This window comes from Burkholderia sp. BDU5 (genome assembly GCF_001522845.1).
Lineage (GTDB): Bacteria > Pseudomonadota > Gammaproteobacteria > Burkholderiales > Burkholderiaceae > Burkholderia > Burkholderia mayonis.
The window spans coordinates 1-13,373 of sequence record NZ_LOWC01000158.1 but is presented as its reverse complement, the minus strand read 5'-3'; the positions used below and the strand labels follow the sequence as shown (position 1 = coordinate 13,373).

General features: G+C 69.6%; 10 protein-coding genes and 1 pseudogene. 7 read left to right on the top strand and 4 right to left on the bottom strand.

Annotated elements, in window-relative coordinates; all coding sequences use genetic code 11:
- From WS69_RS35100 to WS69_RS25060, 3 genes and pseudogenes are all read right to left on the bottom strand, one after another.
- Positions 1 to 279 (bottom strand): annotated as a pseudogene (locus WS69_RS35100) (multidrug transporter); the annotation flags it as partial.
- A gap of 2 nt (positions 280 to 281) precedes the next feature.
- The gene (locus WS69_RS25065) at positions 282 to 3,392 is read right to left on the bottom strand and encodes an efflux RND transporter permease subunit (protein WP_059473354.1); all 3,111 of its coding nucleotides are present in this window, start codon (positions 3,390 to 3,392) and stop codon (positions 282 to 284) included.
- A complete protein-coding gene (locus WS69_RS25060) occupies positions 3,389 to 4,486 on the bottom strand; it encodes an efflux RND transporter periplasmic adaptor subunit (protein ID WP_059473353.1) in 1,098 nt (365 codons plus the stop codon). The genes WS69_RS25065 and WS69_RS25060 overlap by 4 nt, the downstream gene beginning before the upstream one ends.
- Before the next feature lie 149 nt (positions 4,487 to 4,635).
- Between WS69_RS25060 and WS69_RS25055 the strand changes: the two genes are divergently transcribed.
- Positions 4,636 to 5,334, top strand: coding sequence for a helix-turn-helix transcriptional regulator (locus WS69_RS25055; RefSeq protein ID WP_059473352.1), 699 nt, complete (start codon positions 4,636 to 4,638; stop codon positions 5,332 to 5,334).
- Entirely contained in the window at positions 5,331 to 5,636 is a 306-nt protein-coding gene (locus WS69_RS35095) for a hypothetical protein (RefSeq protein ID WP_156438385.1), read from the top strand. The genes WS69_RS25055 and WS69_RS35095 overlap by 4 nt, the downstream gene beginning before the upstream one ends.
- On the opposite strand, the gene WS69_RS25050 is transcribed toward WS69_RS35095, so the two are convergent.
- A complete protein-coding gene (locus WS69_RS25050) occupies positions 5,633 to 7,387 on the bottom strand; it encodes an N-acyl-D-amino-acid deacylase family protein (RefSeq protein ID WP_059473351.1) in 1,755 nt (584 codons plus the stop codon). The two genes, WS69_RS35095 and WS69_RS25050, sit on opposite strands and share 4 nt — an antisense overlap.
- A 645-nt stretch (positions 7,388 to 8,032) precedes the next feature.
- On the opposite strand from WS69_RS25050, the gene WS69_RS25045 reads away from it, so the two are divergent.
- The 5 genes from WS69_RS25045 to WS69_RS25025 are packed head-to-tail and all read left to right on the top strand — an operon-like array spanning position 8,033 to position 13,300.
- On the top strand, positions 8,033 to 9,028 hold the full coding sequence (locus WS69_RS25045; protein ID WP_059473350.1) for an HlyD family secretion protein: 996 nt from the start codon (positions 8,033 to 8,035) through the stop codon (positions 9,026 to 9,028).
- Positions 9,025 to 9,978 (top strand): ABC transporter ATP-binding protein, encoded by a 954-nt coding sequence (locus tag WS69_RS25040; RefSeq protein ID WP_059473349.1) that lies wholly within the window; start codon positions 9,025 to 9,027, stop codon positions 9,976 to 9,978. Before WS69_RS25045 ends, WS69_RS25040 begins: the two co-directional genes overlap by 4 nt.
- The gene (locus WS69_RS25035; RefSeq protein WP_197419311.1) at positions 9,975 to 11,012 is read left to right on the top strand and encodes an ABC transporter ATP-binding protein; all 1,038 of its coding nucleotides are present in this window, start codon (positions 9,975 to 9,977) and stop codon (positions 11,010 to 11,012) included. Before WS69_RS25040 ends, WS69_RS25035 begins: the two co-directional genes overlap by 4 nt.
- Positions 11,009 to 12,145, top strand: coding sequence for an ABC transporter permease (locus tag WS69_RS25030; RefSeq protein WP_059473348.1), 1,137 nt, complete (start codon positions 11,009 to 11,011; stop codon positions 12,143 to 12,145). The genes WS69_RS25035 and WS69_RS25030 overlap by 4 nt, the downstream gene beginning before the upstream one ends.
- 24 nt (positions 12,146 to 12,169) lie before the next feature.
- Positions 12,170 to 13,300 (top strand): ABC transporter permease, encoded by a 1,131-nt coding sequence (locus WS69_RS25025; RefSeq protein ID WP_059473347.1) that lies wholly within the window; start codon positions 12,170 to 12,172, stop codon positions 13,298 to 13,300.
- The last annotated feature ends 73 nt before the right edge of the window (positions 13,301 to 13,373 follow it).

The following is a 13,373-nucleotide window of genomic DNA, read 5'->3' as shown; positions in this document are numbered from 1 at the left end:
GATGTCGACGGCCGCCTGGCCGTTCGCGCTGCGCGCGCCGGACGCGGCGCCCGGCTGCGTGGCGTAGACGCCGTCGGCCGGGAACGCGCCCGACACGGGCGCGGCCGGACGCTCGTAGCGCGGCGCGAGCGTGCAGCCCGTCGCGAACACGGCGAGCGCGATTGCGGTCGAACGGATCGCCGAGCGTGTGGCCGAAGCCGCTGCGTCGCGTGTGCGGCGGTGGCGGCGGCGCGAGGCCGTCGCCGTTTCGTGAGAGAAGCGATGCATCGTGTCGTTCATGGTTATCGGGTTGCCGCGAGGAGTTGCGCGCGCTCGCTGCGCATGGCCGCGCCGTGGTCCTTCGCGACGAACGTGTAGACGGTCGGCAGCACGAACAGCGTGAAGAGCGTGCCGACCAGCATGCCGGTCGACACCGTGATGCCGATCGCGAAGCGGCTCGCCGCGCCGGCGCCCGCCGCGAACACGAGCGGCACGAGGCCCGCGACCATCGCGGCCGTCGTCATCAGGATCGGCCGCAGCCGCACGGCCGCCGCACGCTCGATCGCCGCGCGGCGATCGAGCCCTTCGTGGCGCTGCAGGTCGTTCGCGAAGCTGACCATCAGGATCCCGTGCTTCGAGATCAGGCCGATCAGCGTGACGAGCCCGATCTGCGTATAGATGTTCAGCGTCGCGAAGCCGAGGTAGAGCGGAGCGAGCGCACCGCAGGTCGACAGCGGCACCGACACGAGGATCACGAGCGGATCGCGCAGGCTTTCGAACTGCGCGGCGAGCACGAGGAAGATCACGATCAGCGCGAAGCCGAACGTGACGGCGAGCCGGTTGCCTTCCTGCACGTATTGCCGCGATTCGCCGAGCCAGTCGATCGAGAAGCCGGCCGGCAGCTTCTGCGCCTCGAGGAACGCGACCGCCTCGCCCATCGTCACGCCGGGCGCGGGCACGGCGGAGAACGTCGCCGAGTTCATCTGGTTGAACTGACTGAGCGCGTTCGCCTGGCTGCCGTTCGTCACGCGGATCACCGTCGACAGCGGAATCATCTGGCCGGAGCCCGTTTTCACGTAGTAGCGGCTCAGCATCTCCGACGACAGCCGCTCGCCGCGCGACACCTGCGGAATCACGTCGTACGAGCGTCCCTTGAAGTTGAAGCGGTTCACGTAGTTCTCGCCGACGAGGACGGCAAGCGTGTCGGCGATGTCCTTCATCGTCACGCCGAGCGTGTTCGCCTGATTGCGGTCGATCGTCACGCCGACCGCGCGGCTGTCGAACGTCAGGTCGCTGTCGACGACGGCGAAAAGGCCGCTCTTCGCCGCCGCCGCCTTGATCCGGTCCATCTGCGCGTAGAGGTCCGCGAAGCCCGACGGCGAGCGCAGCACCATCTGGATCGGCAGGCCGCCGCTCGACGCGGGCAGCGCCGGCAGCTGGAACGCGAACACACGGTCGCCCTGGATCTGGTCGCCGCGCGCCTGGATCAGCGCCTGCAGCGTCGACGCGCTGCGCTCGCGCTTTTCCCAGTCGACGAGGTTCACGCCGGCGAAGCCGAGATTGCTGCCGCCGTAGCTGTTCAGGATGAAGCTCGTGTCCGCTTCGGGCAGCGTGCGGAACACGTGCTCGATGTCGGGCGCGTAGCGCTCCATGTAGTCGAGGTTCGCGTACTGCGGCGCCTTCACCGCGACCATGATCGAGCCCTGGTCTTCCTGCGGCGCGAGCTCGCGCTTCACGCCGGAGAAGAGCAGCACGATGCCCGCCAGCACGCCGACGCCGATCAGCAGGATCGCCGGCCGCGCGGCGAGGCTCGCTTGCAGGCCGCGTCGGTAGACTTGCGTCGCGCGCTCGAGCGTGTGCTCGATCGCCTTCGCGACGCGGCCTTCCGACATCTTGCTCGTCAAGAGCAGCGAGCCGAGCATCGGCGACAGCGTGAGCGCGACGATCCCCGACACGAGCACCGCGCCCGCGAGCGTGAACGCGAACTCCTTGAAGAGCGACCCGGTCAGGCCGCCCATCAGCCCGATCGGCGCGTACACGGAGATCAGCGTCGCCATCATCACGAGCACGGGCGACGCGATCTCGCGTGCGCCGATCAGCGCGGCGCGCACGGGCGGCTCGCCTTCCTCGATGTGCCGATGGATGTTCTCGACGACGACGATCGCATCGTCGACGACGAGCCCGATCGCGAGTACCATCGCGAGCAGCGTCAGCAGGTTCAGCGAGAAGCCCGCCGCGAGCATCAGCGCGGCGGAGCCGACGAGCGACAGCGGGATCGTCAGCACCGGGATGATCACCGCGCGGAACGAGCCGAGGAACAGGAAGATCACGACGACGACGATCGCGATCGCCTCGGTGAGCGTCGAGCGAACCTCGGCGATCGACGCGTTGACGAAGCGCGCGCCGTCGAACATGTTCGCGATCTGGATGCTCGCCGGCTTGTTGCGCTCCATCGCGGGCAGCACCGCGTCGACGCCGCGCACGATCTCGAGCGGATTGCCGGCAGGCGTCGCGTTGACCGCGATGTACACCGCGCGGCGGCCGTTCATCAGCGCACTCGAATTGTAGTTCTCGCCGCCGATCTCGACCGTCGCGACGTCCTTCAGCCGCACGAGCCCGCCGCCGTTCGGATCGTGCTTCACGACCATCTCGTTGAACGCGCCGACGTCGGTCAGATCGGTGTTCGCCGAGATGTCGGCGATCGTGAGCGATCCCTTGACCTGGCCCGGCGCCGCCTGCACGTTGTTCGCGCGGATCGCCGCGGCCACGTCGCCCGCGGACAGCCCGTGCGCGGCGAGCCGCGTCGCGTCGAGCCAGACCCGCATCGCGAGGTTCTGGCCGCCGAGGATCTCGGCCGATGCGACGCCCGGCACCGTCGTCACGAGCGGCTGCGCGACGCGTACGACGTAGTCGGTGATCTGCGGGATCGACAGCGTGTCGCTCGCAAAGCCGAGGTACATCACCGCGGTCGGCGCGTCGGTCAGCTTCGTGATCACCGAGTCGTACGCGTCGGCGGGCAGCTTGTACTTCACCTGCTGGACCTTCGCCATCACTTCGGTCATCGCGCGGTCCGCGTTCGCATTCAGGCGCAGCCGCGCCTTCACGACACTCTTGCCCTGCGTGGTCGTCGACGTGATGTACTCGATCCCGTCAGCGGTCGCGATAGATTGCGCGATCGGCGTCGTCACGAAGCCCTGCATCAGGTCCTGCGACGCGCCGGGGTAGTCGGTCTCGACGCTGATCGTCGCGCTCTCGAGCGCCGGATATTGCCGCACCGGCAGCGACATCAGCGCGCGCAGGCCGACGAGCAGGATCAGCAGGCTGAGCACGAGCGACAGCACCGGACGACGGACGAAGATGTCGGTGAAGCGCGCGCGCGTCGCGCCGGATTCGTGCGGGGCGCCGGCGTTCATTGCTCCGCTCCCGACGCTGCGCCGTCTTCGAGCGCGACCTTCACCTTGTCGCCCGCCGCGAGGCGCACCTGGCCGGACGTGACGACGACGTCGCCCGCCCGCAGGCCGTCGGCGATCGCGATGCGGCCGTCGGCGCGCCGGCCGGTGCGAACGGGCTGCAGCCGCACGACGCCGAGGCCGTCGCGGCCCGGCTTGCCGACGACGAGCACGGATTCGCCGCGCTGCGACGTCTGCACCGCGGTATCGGGCACCGTCAGCGCGCGCTCGCGCGGCGGCAGCTCGAGCCGCGCCTGGATATACATGCCCGGGCGCAGCAGATGATCGGGGTTCGCGAGCGTCGCCTGCACGGCGACGTTGCGCGTCTCGGAGCCGACCTGCGGCTCGATCGCGGTCACGCGGCCGGCGAGCGCCCGGTCCGGATACGCGTCCGTCGCGATCGACACGTTCTGGCCGAGGCGCAACTGGCTCAGGTTCTTCTGCGGGACCGTGAAGTTCGCGTACAGCGAATCGAGATCGGTCAGCGTCGCGATCGCATCGCCCGCGTTCAGATACTGGCCGAGGTTCACGCGGCGCAGGCCGAGCACGCCGTCGAACGGCGCGCGCACCGCCTTTTGCGTGATCACCGCCTGCGTCTCGCGGATGTCGGCTGCGGCCGCGTCGAAGTCGAAGCGGTGCTGGTCGAAGATGTTGCGCGGCTCGGCGCCCGTTTGCGCGAGCGCCTGAGAGCGGTCGAGCTGGCGCTTCGCGAATGCGGCCTTCGCCCGGATCGACGCAAGCTTTGCGCGCTCCGGCTCGTCGAAGAGCTGGACGATCAACTGGCCCTTGCGGACCGTCGCGCCGGCCTCGAAATGCAGCGTGACGACGCGGCCGGCCACTTCGGGCGCGAGCGTCACTTGACGGACCGCGTCGAGCGAGCCGACCGCGTCGAGCGTCACGCGCTCGGGCGCGGCGCGCACGGAGACGGCGGAGACCGTCAGCGGAGGTGGGGGGGCGGGGGGATGATCGGCGGCCTGCACGCGGCTTTCCCGCCACAGAACAAGCCCACCGAAAATGAACGCCAACAGCGCCAATGCAAGCAATAGCCGACGGCCCATGGAAATCTCTCAGTCATTTTGTAAGAATCGCGACATGATTTGTCTGATGACAGAATAAGTCAAGGATATCCTTGGTTTATTTGGGTGATTTGCCTGATCGGCTCGCGCGACCGTTGCATTGCGCAAGCTACGCGTTTGATAATGCGGCGATGGACGATATCTTTTCGAAGCAGGAAATTCCGGTTTCCGAGCGCGTGCTGAACGTGCTGAAGCGGCGTGGCCCGTTGCAGGCGGCCGAGCTCGGCACGTATCTCGGCACGACCGCCGAGGCCGCGCGGCAGCAGTTGAAGAAGCTCGAGGCGGACGGGCTCGTCGAGGCGGAGAACGTGCCGCAGGGCGTCGGGCGGCCCGCGCGGGTCTGGCGGCTCACGACGCTCGGCCACGGCCATTTCCCGGACGCGCACGCGGACGTGACGGTCGACCTGATCCGGATCATCCGCACGACGCTCGGCCAGCCGACGCTCGATCTCCTGATCTCCGCGCGCGAGACGGAGATGCGCCGCACGTACGCGCAGACGCTCGCCGGCGTGACGGACCCGGAGACGCGGATCGCGCGGCTCGCGGAGCTTCGCGACAGGGAAGGCTATTTCGCCGAATGGTCGCGCGCGCCCGACGGCGACGGCTGGCTCTTCATCGAGAATCACTGTCCGATCTGCGCGGCCGCGACCGCGTGCCAGGGGTTCTGCCGGTCGGAGCTCGAGATCTTTCGCGAGATGCTCGGCGATGCGCTGTCGATCGAGCGCATCGAGCACATTCCGGTCGGCGCGCGGCGCTGCGCGTATCGGATTCGGTCGTGCGCCGGCGGTGCGCGGCAGGACGGGGCGGCCGCGCCTTCGCGCGACGAATGACCGAGCGCGTCGCGGCTCGTCGAGCGCGCCCGCGGTCGCCGCTCACTCGATCCGAAAGCGAATGCCTGACGCCATTGCGCCGCAACAAGCGGCGCGCACGCGGACGACGCTGCTCGATGGGCAGCCGCATAGCGCACGCGGTGCGCCCGGAACGCCGGGCGCGCCGCCCGCCCGCCGCCCGGCTTGAGCGGTCGCGTTTAAGCGAGGGGCGCGACCGGCGCGCCGAACGAAAAAAGACGAAGCGGCAGGACTTCTCGCGAACCGGCAACGCGCCGGCCGGCGACGCGCTCGTGCGCGCCTAGCGCGTCGCCGCGCGCAGGAACTGCCCCGAGCGCCGCGTTTCGCCGTAGCCGTCGGCGAACGCGCCGTTGCGATACACGATCTGTCCGTTGACGAGCGTCGCCGCGATCGCCGCGCCGCTGCGGTTCACGAGCCGGCGCAGCCCGCCGAACGCGGCCATGTCTTCCTCGTGATACGCGTCGACCGACGCGTCGAGATGCTCGGGGGCGACGATCGCGATATCCGCGCGATCGCCGGCGCGCAGCGTGCCGGCGTCGAGCCCGAAGTACGCGGCGAGTTCGCCCGTCACGCGATGCACCGCTTGCTGCATCGACATGAACGGCCGCCCGGCGCGTTCGGCCTCGCGCACGCGGCGCAGGAAGCGCACCGGCGCGTTGTAGAACGCCATGTTGCGCAGATGCGCGCCCGAATCGGCGAAGCCGATCTGCAACGCGGGATTCGTCGCGATCCGGTCGAGCACGTCCGCGCGGTGATTCGCGATCGTCATGCACCAGCGTACTTTCTGGCCGTATGCGACGACGAGATCGAGGAGCGCATCGGCCGGATGGATCCCGCGCGCGTCCGCGACCTGGCCGAACGACTTGCCGACGACCGATTCGTCCGGACAGCCGACGATCCGCGTGTCGTACAGATCGCGCGTCCAGAGCCGCAAGTCGAGCCCCTTGGCGACCTGCTTGCGGAACTGGCGCCGGTAGCCTTCGTTCTGCAGCAGCTTGTTGCGCTCGAGCGCGTCGTTCAGATGCAGCGCCGCGCGGCCCGCGCCGAATTCCTCGAAGATCACGAAATCGATGCCGTCCGCATAGACCTCGAACGGCACCGGCAGATGCTGCCAGACGAGTTCGCCGCGAAAGAGTGCGTTCGCGAGCCGCACGCCGCCGAGCAGCACGTCGATGGTGCCGCGCGGCGCCGCCTTGCTGTCGGCCGCGACGAGGAGCGACGTGCGCAGCGGCTTGCGCACGAAGTAGCCGCAGCTCTCGGCCATGAAGAGCAGGCCGTTCAGCGGATTCGTCGTGTTCGGCGCGCTTTGCAGCACGCGGCCGCGGCGGCGCAGCAAGCGGTTCAGGCGCCGGTACTCGCGCCACGTCGCGAACGTCGACGGCAGCGACTTCGACCGGTAGCGCTCGCCGTCGAGCTTGTCCCACGGCGTCGTCATCGACGACAGTCCGACGAAGCCCGCGTCGAGCGCGTCGTCGAGCAGCCGCTCCATCCGTTGCAGATCCGCTTCGTCCGGGCGCACGCGGTCGTCGACCGCGCGCCCGAGTCCGAGCACGTACGTGCGCAGATCCGAATGCCCGAGGAACGCGGCGACGTTCGGGCCGAGCGGCAGCGATTCGAGATGGCGGACGTACGAGGCCGCCGTGTCCCACGTTTTCACGCGCGACAGCACCGCGAGCATCTGCTCGCGCGGCAGCGCCTCGACGCGGCTGAAGAGATCGGTGCAGTCGAGCGCGTCCGCGTGGACCGTCGACAGCGAGCACGAGCCGAGAAAGACGCTCGTCACGCCGTGCCGCACCGATTCGGGCAGCCCCGGCGATACGAGGATCTCGGCGTCGTAATGCGTGTGGATGTCGACGAAGCCGGGCATCACCCATTTGCCGGCCGCGTCGATCACGTTCGCGCCGTCGGCCGCGAGCGGCGCGTCCGACACCGTTTCGACGCGGCCGTCGCGAATGCCGAGGTCGCGCGCGCGGGGCTCGGCGCCCGTGCCGTCGAACCACAGGCCGTTCTGGATGATCGTGTCGTAACGCGCCATCTGTGTCTCCGTTTTGTGTTCTGGCGGGCCGGGCGCATGCGCTGCGCTGCGTCGCGGCTCGGCGCGCGTTCCGCGCCGGTATCGCGGGGATGTGGGCCCCGCCGGTTCGCCGGACGGTCGGCGTCATTTGCGGCGGCCGTCGTGCGTCACTAAAACGTTACATTGACTGATGTCAAGATGAATTGCAATCGAGTGATGCTTCGAGTCGGAGCGGCCGAAGCGCAAGCGCCGAATCCGGCCGGCGGCGAAGCGTACCGATGCGGGCGGCTGCAAGGCGGACAAGACGTCCGGATGTTGCGGCGCGGCATCCTGTCGTCCTTCGCCGTCGCGCTTCGTTGCCGTGTTCAGTGTAGGCGCGGTTGGCATTCGCATGGCTTTGCGGGGCGTGATGTCGTGTGGCGACGCAGCATGCACGGCGAACGTTCGCCCATGCCACAACGCGCATGCCGCCGCAGGATGCGATCAAGGTAACGCCGCCATTCGTCCGATCGACGCAAACACACGGAGCCGCTTCTGTCGCGACGCCGGACGACGGGCGCCGCGCTCGCCGCCCGTACCGGCGCCGGCACGGCCGTTGACCCGCGTCAAAGATCGCCGCGACCGCGAACGTAGAGTGGTCGCATTGCCCCGCCGCCGCTTCTCACGATGCCGCACAACCGCCGCCTTCGCCTCACGCTGGCCGTCGCGCTTGCCGCCGCCGTCGCGGCGCTCGGCTATGCGGCGCTGCGTTGGCCCGCGCTGTTCGGCCCGAGCGAGCCGCCGTCGCGGATCGTCGTGTCGGGCAACATCGAGGCGCACGAAAGCGTGCTGAGCTTCACACAGGTCCAGGCGCCGATCGTCTATCTGCCGTTCGACGAAGGCGCGCGCGTCGCGCGCGGGACCGTGCTCGCGCGTGTTGACGATCGCCTGTACCGGCGCCAGACCGATATCGACCGCGCGAACGTCGACGTGCAGACCGCGCAGGTCGAAGCGAATCGCAGCAACGTCGCGGCGCTCGAGCACGGCGTTGTCAGCGACCGCTTCGATCTGGCCGAAAAGCAGCGCGATTTCGCGCGCGCCGACACGCTCGCTCGGCAATCAGCGGTGTCGCAGCAATCGCGCGACCTCGCGCAGACAGCCGAGCGCCAGTCCGCCGCGGCGCTCTCGCGCGACCAGGCGCTCCTCGCCGCTGCGCGCAACGACGTCACGCTCGCCGCCGCGAACGTGACGGCCGCACAGGCGAAGCGCAAGCTCGACGAGACGACGCTGTCGTACACGGAACTCGCCGCGCCGTTCGACGGCGTGATCTCGGTGCGGCACGCGGAGCTCGGTCAGCTCGCGGGGCCGGGCGTCGCGATCTTCACCATCGCCGAGCTCGATCACGTGTGGCTGCGCGCGTACGTGAACGAGCCCGACGTCGGGCGCATCCGGATCGGCGAGCCGGTCGACGTGCGCACCGACGCGTATCCGTCCGCCGTCTACCGCGGCCGGATCAGCTTCGTGTCGCCGCAGGCCGAGTTCACGCCGAAAACGGTCGAGACGCACGAGGAGCGGATCACGCAGGTCTACCGGATCCGCATCGACATCGACAACCCGACGCACGAGCTGTTGCCCGGCATGCCCGCCGACGCGACGATCGCCGCGATCGCGAGCGGCCGATGAGCGCGCCCGATGCCGCCGGAGCCTCGTTCGCGCCGACCGTGCGCGTTGAGCATGTCGCGCGCCGCTTCGGCGCGGTTGACGCGGTGCGCGACGTGAGCTTCGCGGTCGCGCGCGGCGAGATCTTCGGGCTCGTCGGTCCGGACGGCGCGGGCAAGACGACGCTGATGCGGATGCTCGCGGGCGTGCTGCGTCCGGACGCGGGCCGCATCGAGCTCGACGGCATCGACGTGATCGCCGACCCCGAGCGCGCGAAGATCGCGCTCAGCTACATGCCGCAGCGCTTCGGGCTGTACGAGGACCTGACCGTCGACGAGAACGTGTTCTTCTACGGCGAGCTGTTCGAGGTGCCGCGCGTGCGCTATCGCGCCGATCTCGCCGAGCTGCTCGCCGCGGCGGGCCTCGAGCCGTTCAGGCGGCGGCTCGCCGGCCAGCTGTCGGGCGGGATGAAGCAGAAGCTCGGGCTTGTCTGCGCGCTGATCCACCGGCCGAACGTGCTGCTGCTCGACGAGCCGACGACGGGCGTCGATCCGGTGTCGCGGCGCGACTTCTGGGCGATCCTGTACCGGCTGCGCGAGGAGGGCGTGACGATCGTGATGTCGACTGCGTACATGGACGAGGCGGAGCGCTGCTCGCGGCTCGCGCTGCTGCATGCGGGCGTCGTGCGGCAGTGCGATACGCCGGAGCGGCTGAAGCAGTCGATGCGGGGCGCGCTCGTCGCGGTGGGCGGCGGCGATCCGCGTGCGATCCGCGACGCGCTCGCCGATGCGCCGGGCGTGCTCGGCGCGCTGCTGATGGGCGATCGCGTGCACGTGCGGGTCGACGACGCGCAGCGACGTTCGCCCGAGCTCGCTGCGCGGCTCGCGGCGCGCGGGATCGCGCATGCGCCAATTGCCGCGATCGAGCCCGGCATCGAGGACGCGTTCGTCGCGCTCGTCGGAGACGCGGGATGACGCGCGCGACGAAACCGCCCGCAGCGGGCTCGCCGAGCGCCGACGCCGCCGCGAACGCGAACGCAAGCGTGCATGCGAACGCGGCCGTGCGTGACGGCGTCGTCGTCGCGCGCGGCCTGACGAAGCGCTTCGGCGCGTTCACGGCGGTCGACGCACTCGACCTGTCGATCGCGCGCGGCGAAGTGGTCGGCTTCATCGGCCCGAACGGCGCGGGCAAATCGACGACGATCCGGCTGCTGTGCGGACTCTTCGCGCCGAGCGCGGGCAGCGCGACGGTCGCGGGCTTCGACGTGCGCGCCGAGCCCGAATCGGTGCGCGCGCACATCGGCTACATGTCGCAGAAATTCTCGCTGTACGGCGATCTGACGTGCCGCGAAAACCTGCGTTTCTTCGCCGGCATCTACCGGGTGCCGCGCGACGCGCTCGACGAGCGGATCCGTTTCGCGATCGAGATGGCGGGCCTCGAAGGGCGCGAGGACGCGCTCGTGCGCACGCTCGCGGGCGGCTGGCGGCAGCGGCTCGCGCTCGGCTGCGCGATCCTGCATCGGCCGCCCGTGCTGTTTCTCGACGAGCCGACGTCCGGCGTCGAGCCGCAGGCGCGGCGGCGCTTCTGGGATCTGATCCACCGGCTCGCGGCCGACGGCGTGACAGTGCTCGTGTCGACGCACTACATGGACGAGGCCGAGTACTGCAACCGGATCGCGCTGATCGACGCGGGCCGGCTGATCGCGATCGGCAGCCCGGGCGAGCTGCGCGAGCGCGAGCTGGGCGGCGCGCTGTTCGAGCTCGCGTGCGCACCGCTCGGCGAGGCGGTCGCCGTGCTGCGCGGCACGCGCGGCGTGCTCGACGCGTCGATCTTCGGCGACCGGCTGCACGTACTCGTCGCCGGCGGCGCGCAGGCGGGCGCGCTGCGCGACGCGCTCGCCGCCGCGCGCATCGAAGCGGGCGAGCCGCAGCCGATCCGCCCGAGTCTCGAGGACGTGTTCGTGCAGCTCGTCGCGCGCGTCGAGCGGCGCAAGCGGAGCGCGGCATGAGCGTGAGGCGCCTGATCGCGATCGCGTACAAGGAGACGCTGCAGATCTGGCGCGATCCGCGCAGCCTCGCGATCGCGCTCCTGATGCCGCTCATGCAGATGGCGCTGCTCGGCTATGGCGTGAGCCTCGACATTCGCCACGTGCCGCTTTGCGTGCACGACGAAGAGCGCAGCCAGCAAAGCCGCGAGCTGATCGACCGCTTCGTGTCGTCCGGCTGGTTCGCGGGCGTGCGGACGCTCGGCAGCGAGGCCGCGCTGCGCGCGGCCGTCGACCGGCGCACGTGCGTCGCGGCCGTCGTCGTGCCGGTCGACTTCTCGCGCACCGTCGCGACGCGCGGCGCGGCATCGGTGCAGACGATCTTCGATGCGACCGACACCAACACGACGAACATCGCGATCGGCTACGCGCGCGGCATCGTCGCGCAGTTCGGCGCGGACCTGAACGCGCGCTGGCAGGCGGCGCACGGCGAGCTCGCGCAGACGGTCGGGACCGTCGATCCGGAGCCGCGCGTGTGGTTCAACGAGGGGCTCGACAGCCGCAATTTCGTGATTCCAGGCGTCGTCGCGGTGATCCTCGCGCTCGTCGGCGCGCAGCTCACGTCGCTGACCGTCGCGCGCGAGTGGGAGCGCGGCACGATGGAGCAGCTGATCTCGACGCCCATCGCGCCGATCGAGCTGATGCTCGGCAAGGTGATCCCGTATTTCGCGATCGGCTTCGTCGACGCGGCGTTCTGCCTGCTGACGACCGTCTACTGGTTCGGCGTGCCGTTTCGCGGCAGCGTGCCGACGCTGATCGCGACGACCGCGCTCTTCACGCTCGTCGTGCTCGGGATCGGCTACCTGATGTCGGTGCGCATCCGCAGCCAGCTCGGCGCGAGCCAGGTCGCGCTGCTGTTGACGATGCTGCCGACGACGATGCTGTCCGGCTACGCGTTCGCGATCGAGCAGATGCCGGTGCCGATCCAGGCGGTGACGCTCGTCGTCTACGCGCGCTACTACGTGACGATCCTGCGCTCGGTGTTCCTGAAGGGCGGGCCGTTTTCGAACGTCGCGGCGCCGTTCGCGGCGCTCGCGCTGTACGCGCTCGTGATCGGCTGGCTCAGCGTGCGGGCGTTCCGCAAGCATCTCGATTGACGCGCCGCGTCCGACGGAGCCGCCATGTTCGACCGCGTGCAATCGATGCTGATCAAGGAGTTCCTGCAGTTGAAGCGCGACCGCTGGGCGCTGTTTCGCCTCGTCGTGCCGCTGCTGCTGCAGGTGATCATCTACGGCTATGCGGCGACATTTACCGTCAACCACGTCGCGACCGCGCTGCTCGATCTCGACCGCAGCCAGGCGAGCCGCGATCTCGTGTCGCATTTCGTCGCGACGGGTCGCTTCGACATCGTCGACGACGCGGCGAGCGACGACGCGATCCGCCGCGACATCGACGGCGGCCGCGCGGAGTTCGCGATCGTGATCCATGCGGGCTTCGCGCAGTCTCTCGGCAGCGGGCAGACCGCGCCGCTGCAGTTGATCGTCGACGGCACGAACTCGAACACCGCGCTGATCGCGCTCGGCTACGCGAGCCAGATCGTCGCGCAGTTCCAGACCGATTGGACGGCGCGCGCGTGGCCGTCGAACGCGGGCGCGGCGCCCCCCGCGCTCAGCGTGTCGCTGCGCGAGCGGCCGTGGTTCAATCCGGGCCTCGACGACCGCTGGTTCTTCATTCCGGGCGTCGTCGGCACGCTGACGCTGATCCAGGTCGTGAGCCTCACGGCGTTCGCGGTCGTGCGCGAGCGCGAGGTCGGCACGCTCGAGCAGATCATGGTGAGTCCGATCCGGCCCGTCGAGTTCATTCTCGGCAAGACGGTGCCGTTCTTCCTGATCGGGCTCGGCGACGTCGCGCTCGTCGCGGCGCTCGGGATCGGCTGGTTCCATGTGCCGTTCGTCGGAAGCTGGCTCGTGATGCTGGCGGGCGTCACGCTGTTCCTGCTCGCGACGCTCGGGCTCGGGCTGCTGCTGTCGACGTTCTCGCGCACGCAGCAGCAGGCGTTCGCGCTCAACTTCTTTCTCGTGAACCCGATCTTCATCCTGTCCGGCTTCGCGTTTCCGATCGCCGCGATGCCGCGCGTGCTGCAGTGGCTGACCTATCTGAATCCGCTGCGTTACTTCCTCGTCGTGATGCGCGGCGCATTCCTGAGCGGCGCGGGACTCGCGGTGCTGTGGCCGCAGCTCGCCGCGATGGCGTTCCTCGGCGCCGCGATGCTGGCGCTGAGCGTGCTGCGTTTCCGGAAGTCGCTCGACTAGGGCGTGTTCACACTATCGAAGGGCTTCGACAATCAGGGCGAAGTTGATAAAGGCAATGAACATCAGATCGAGT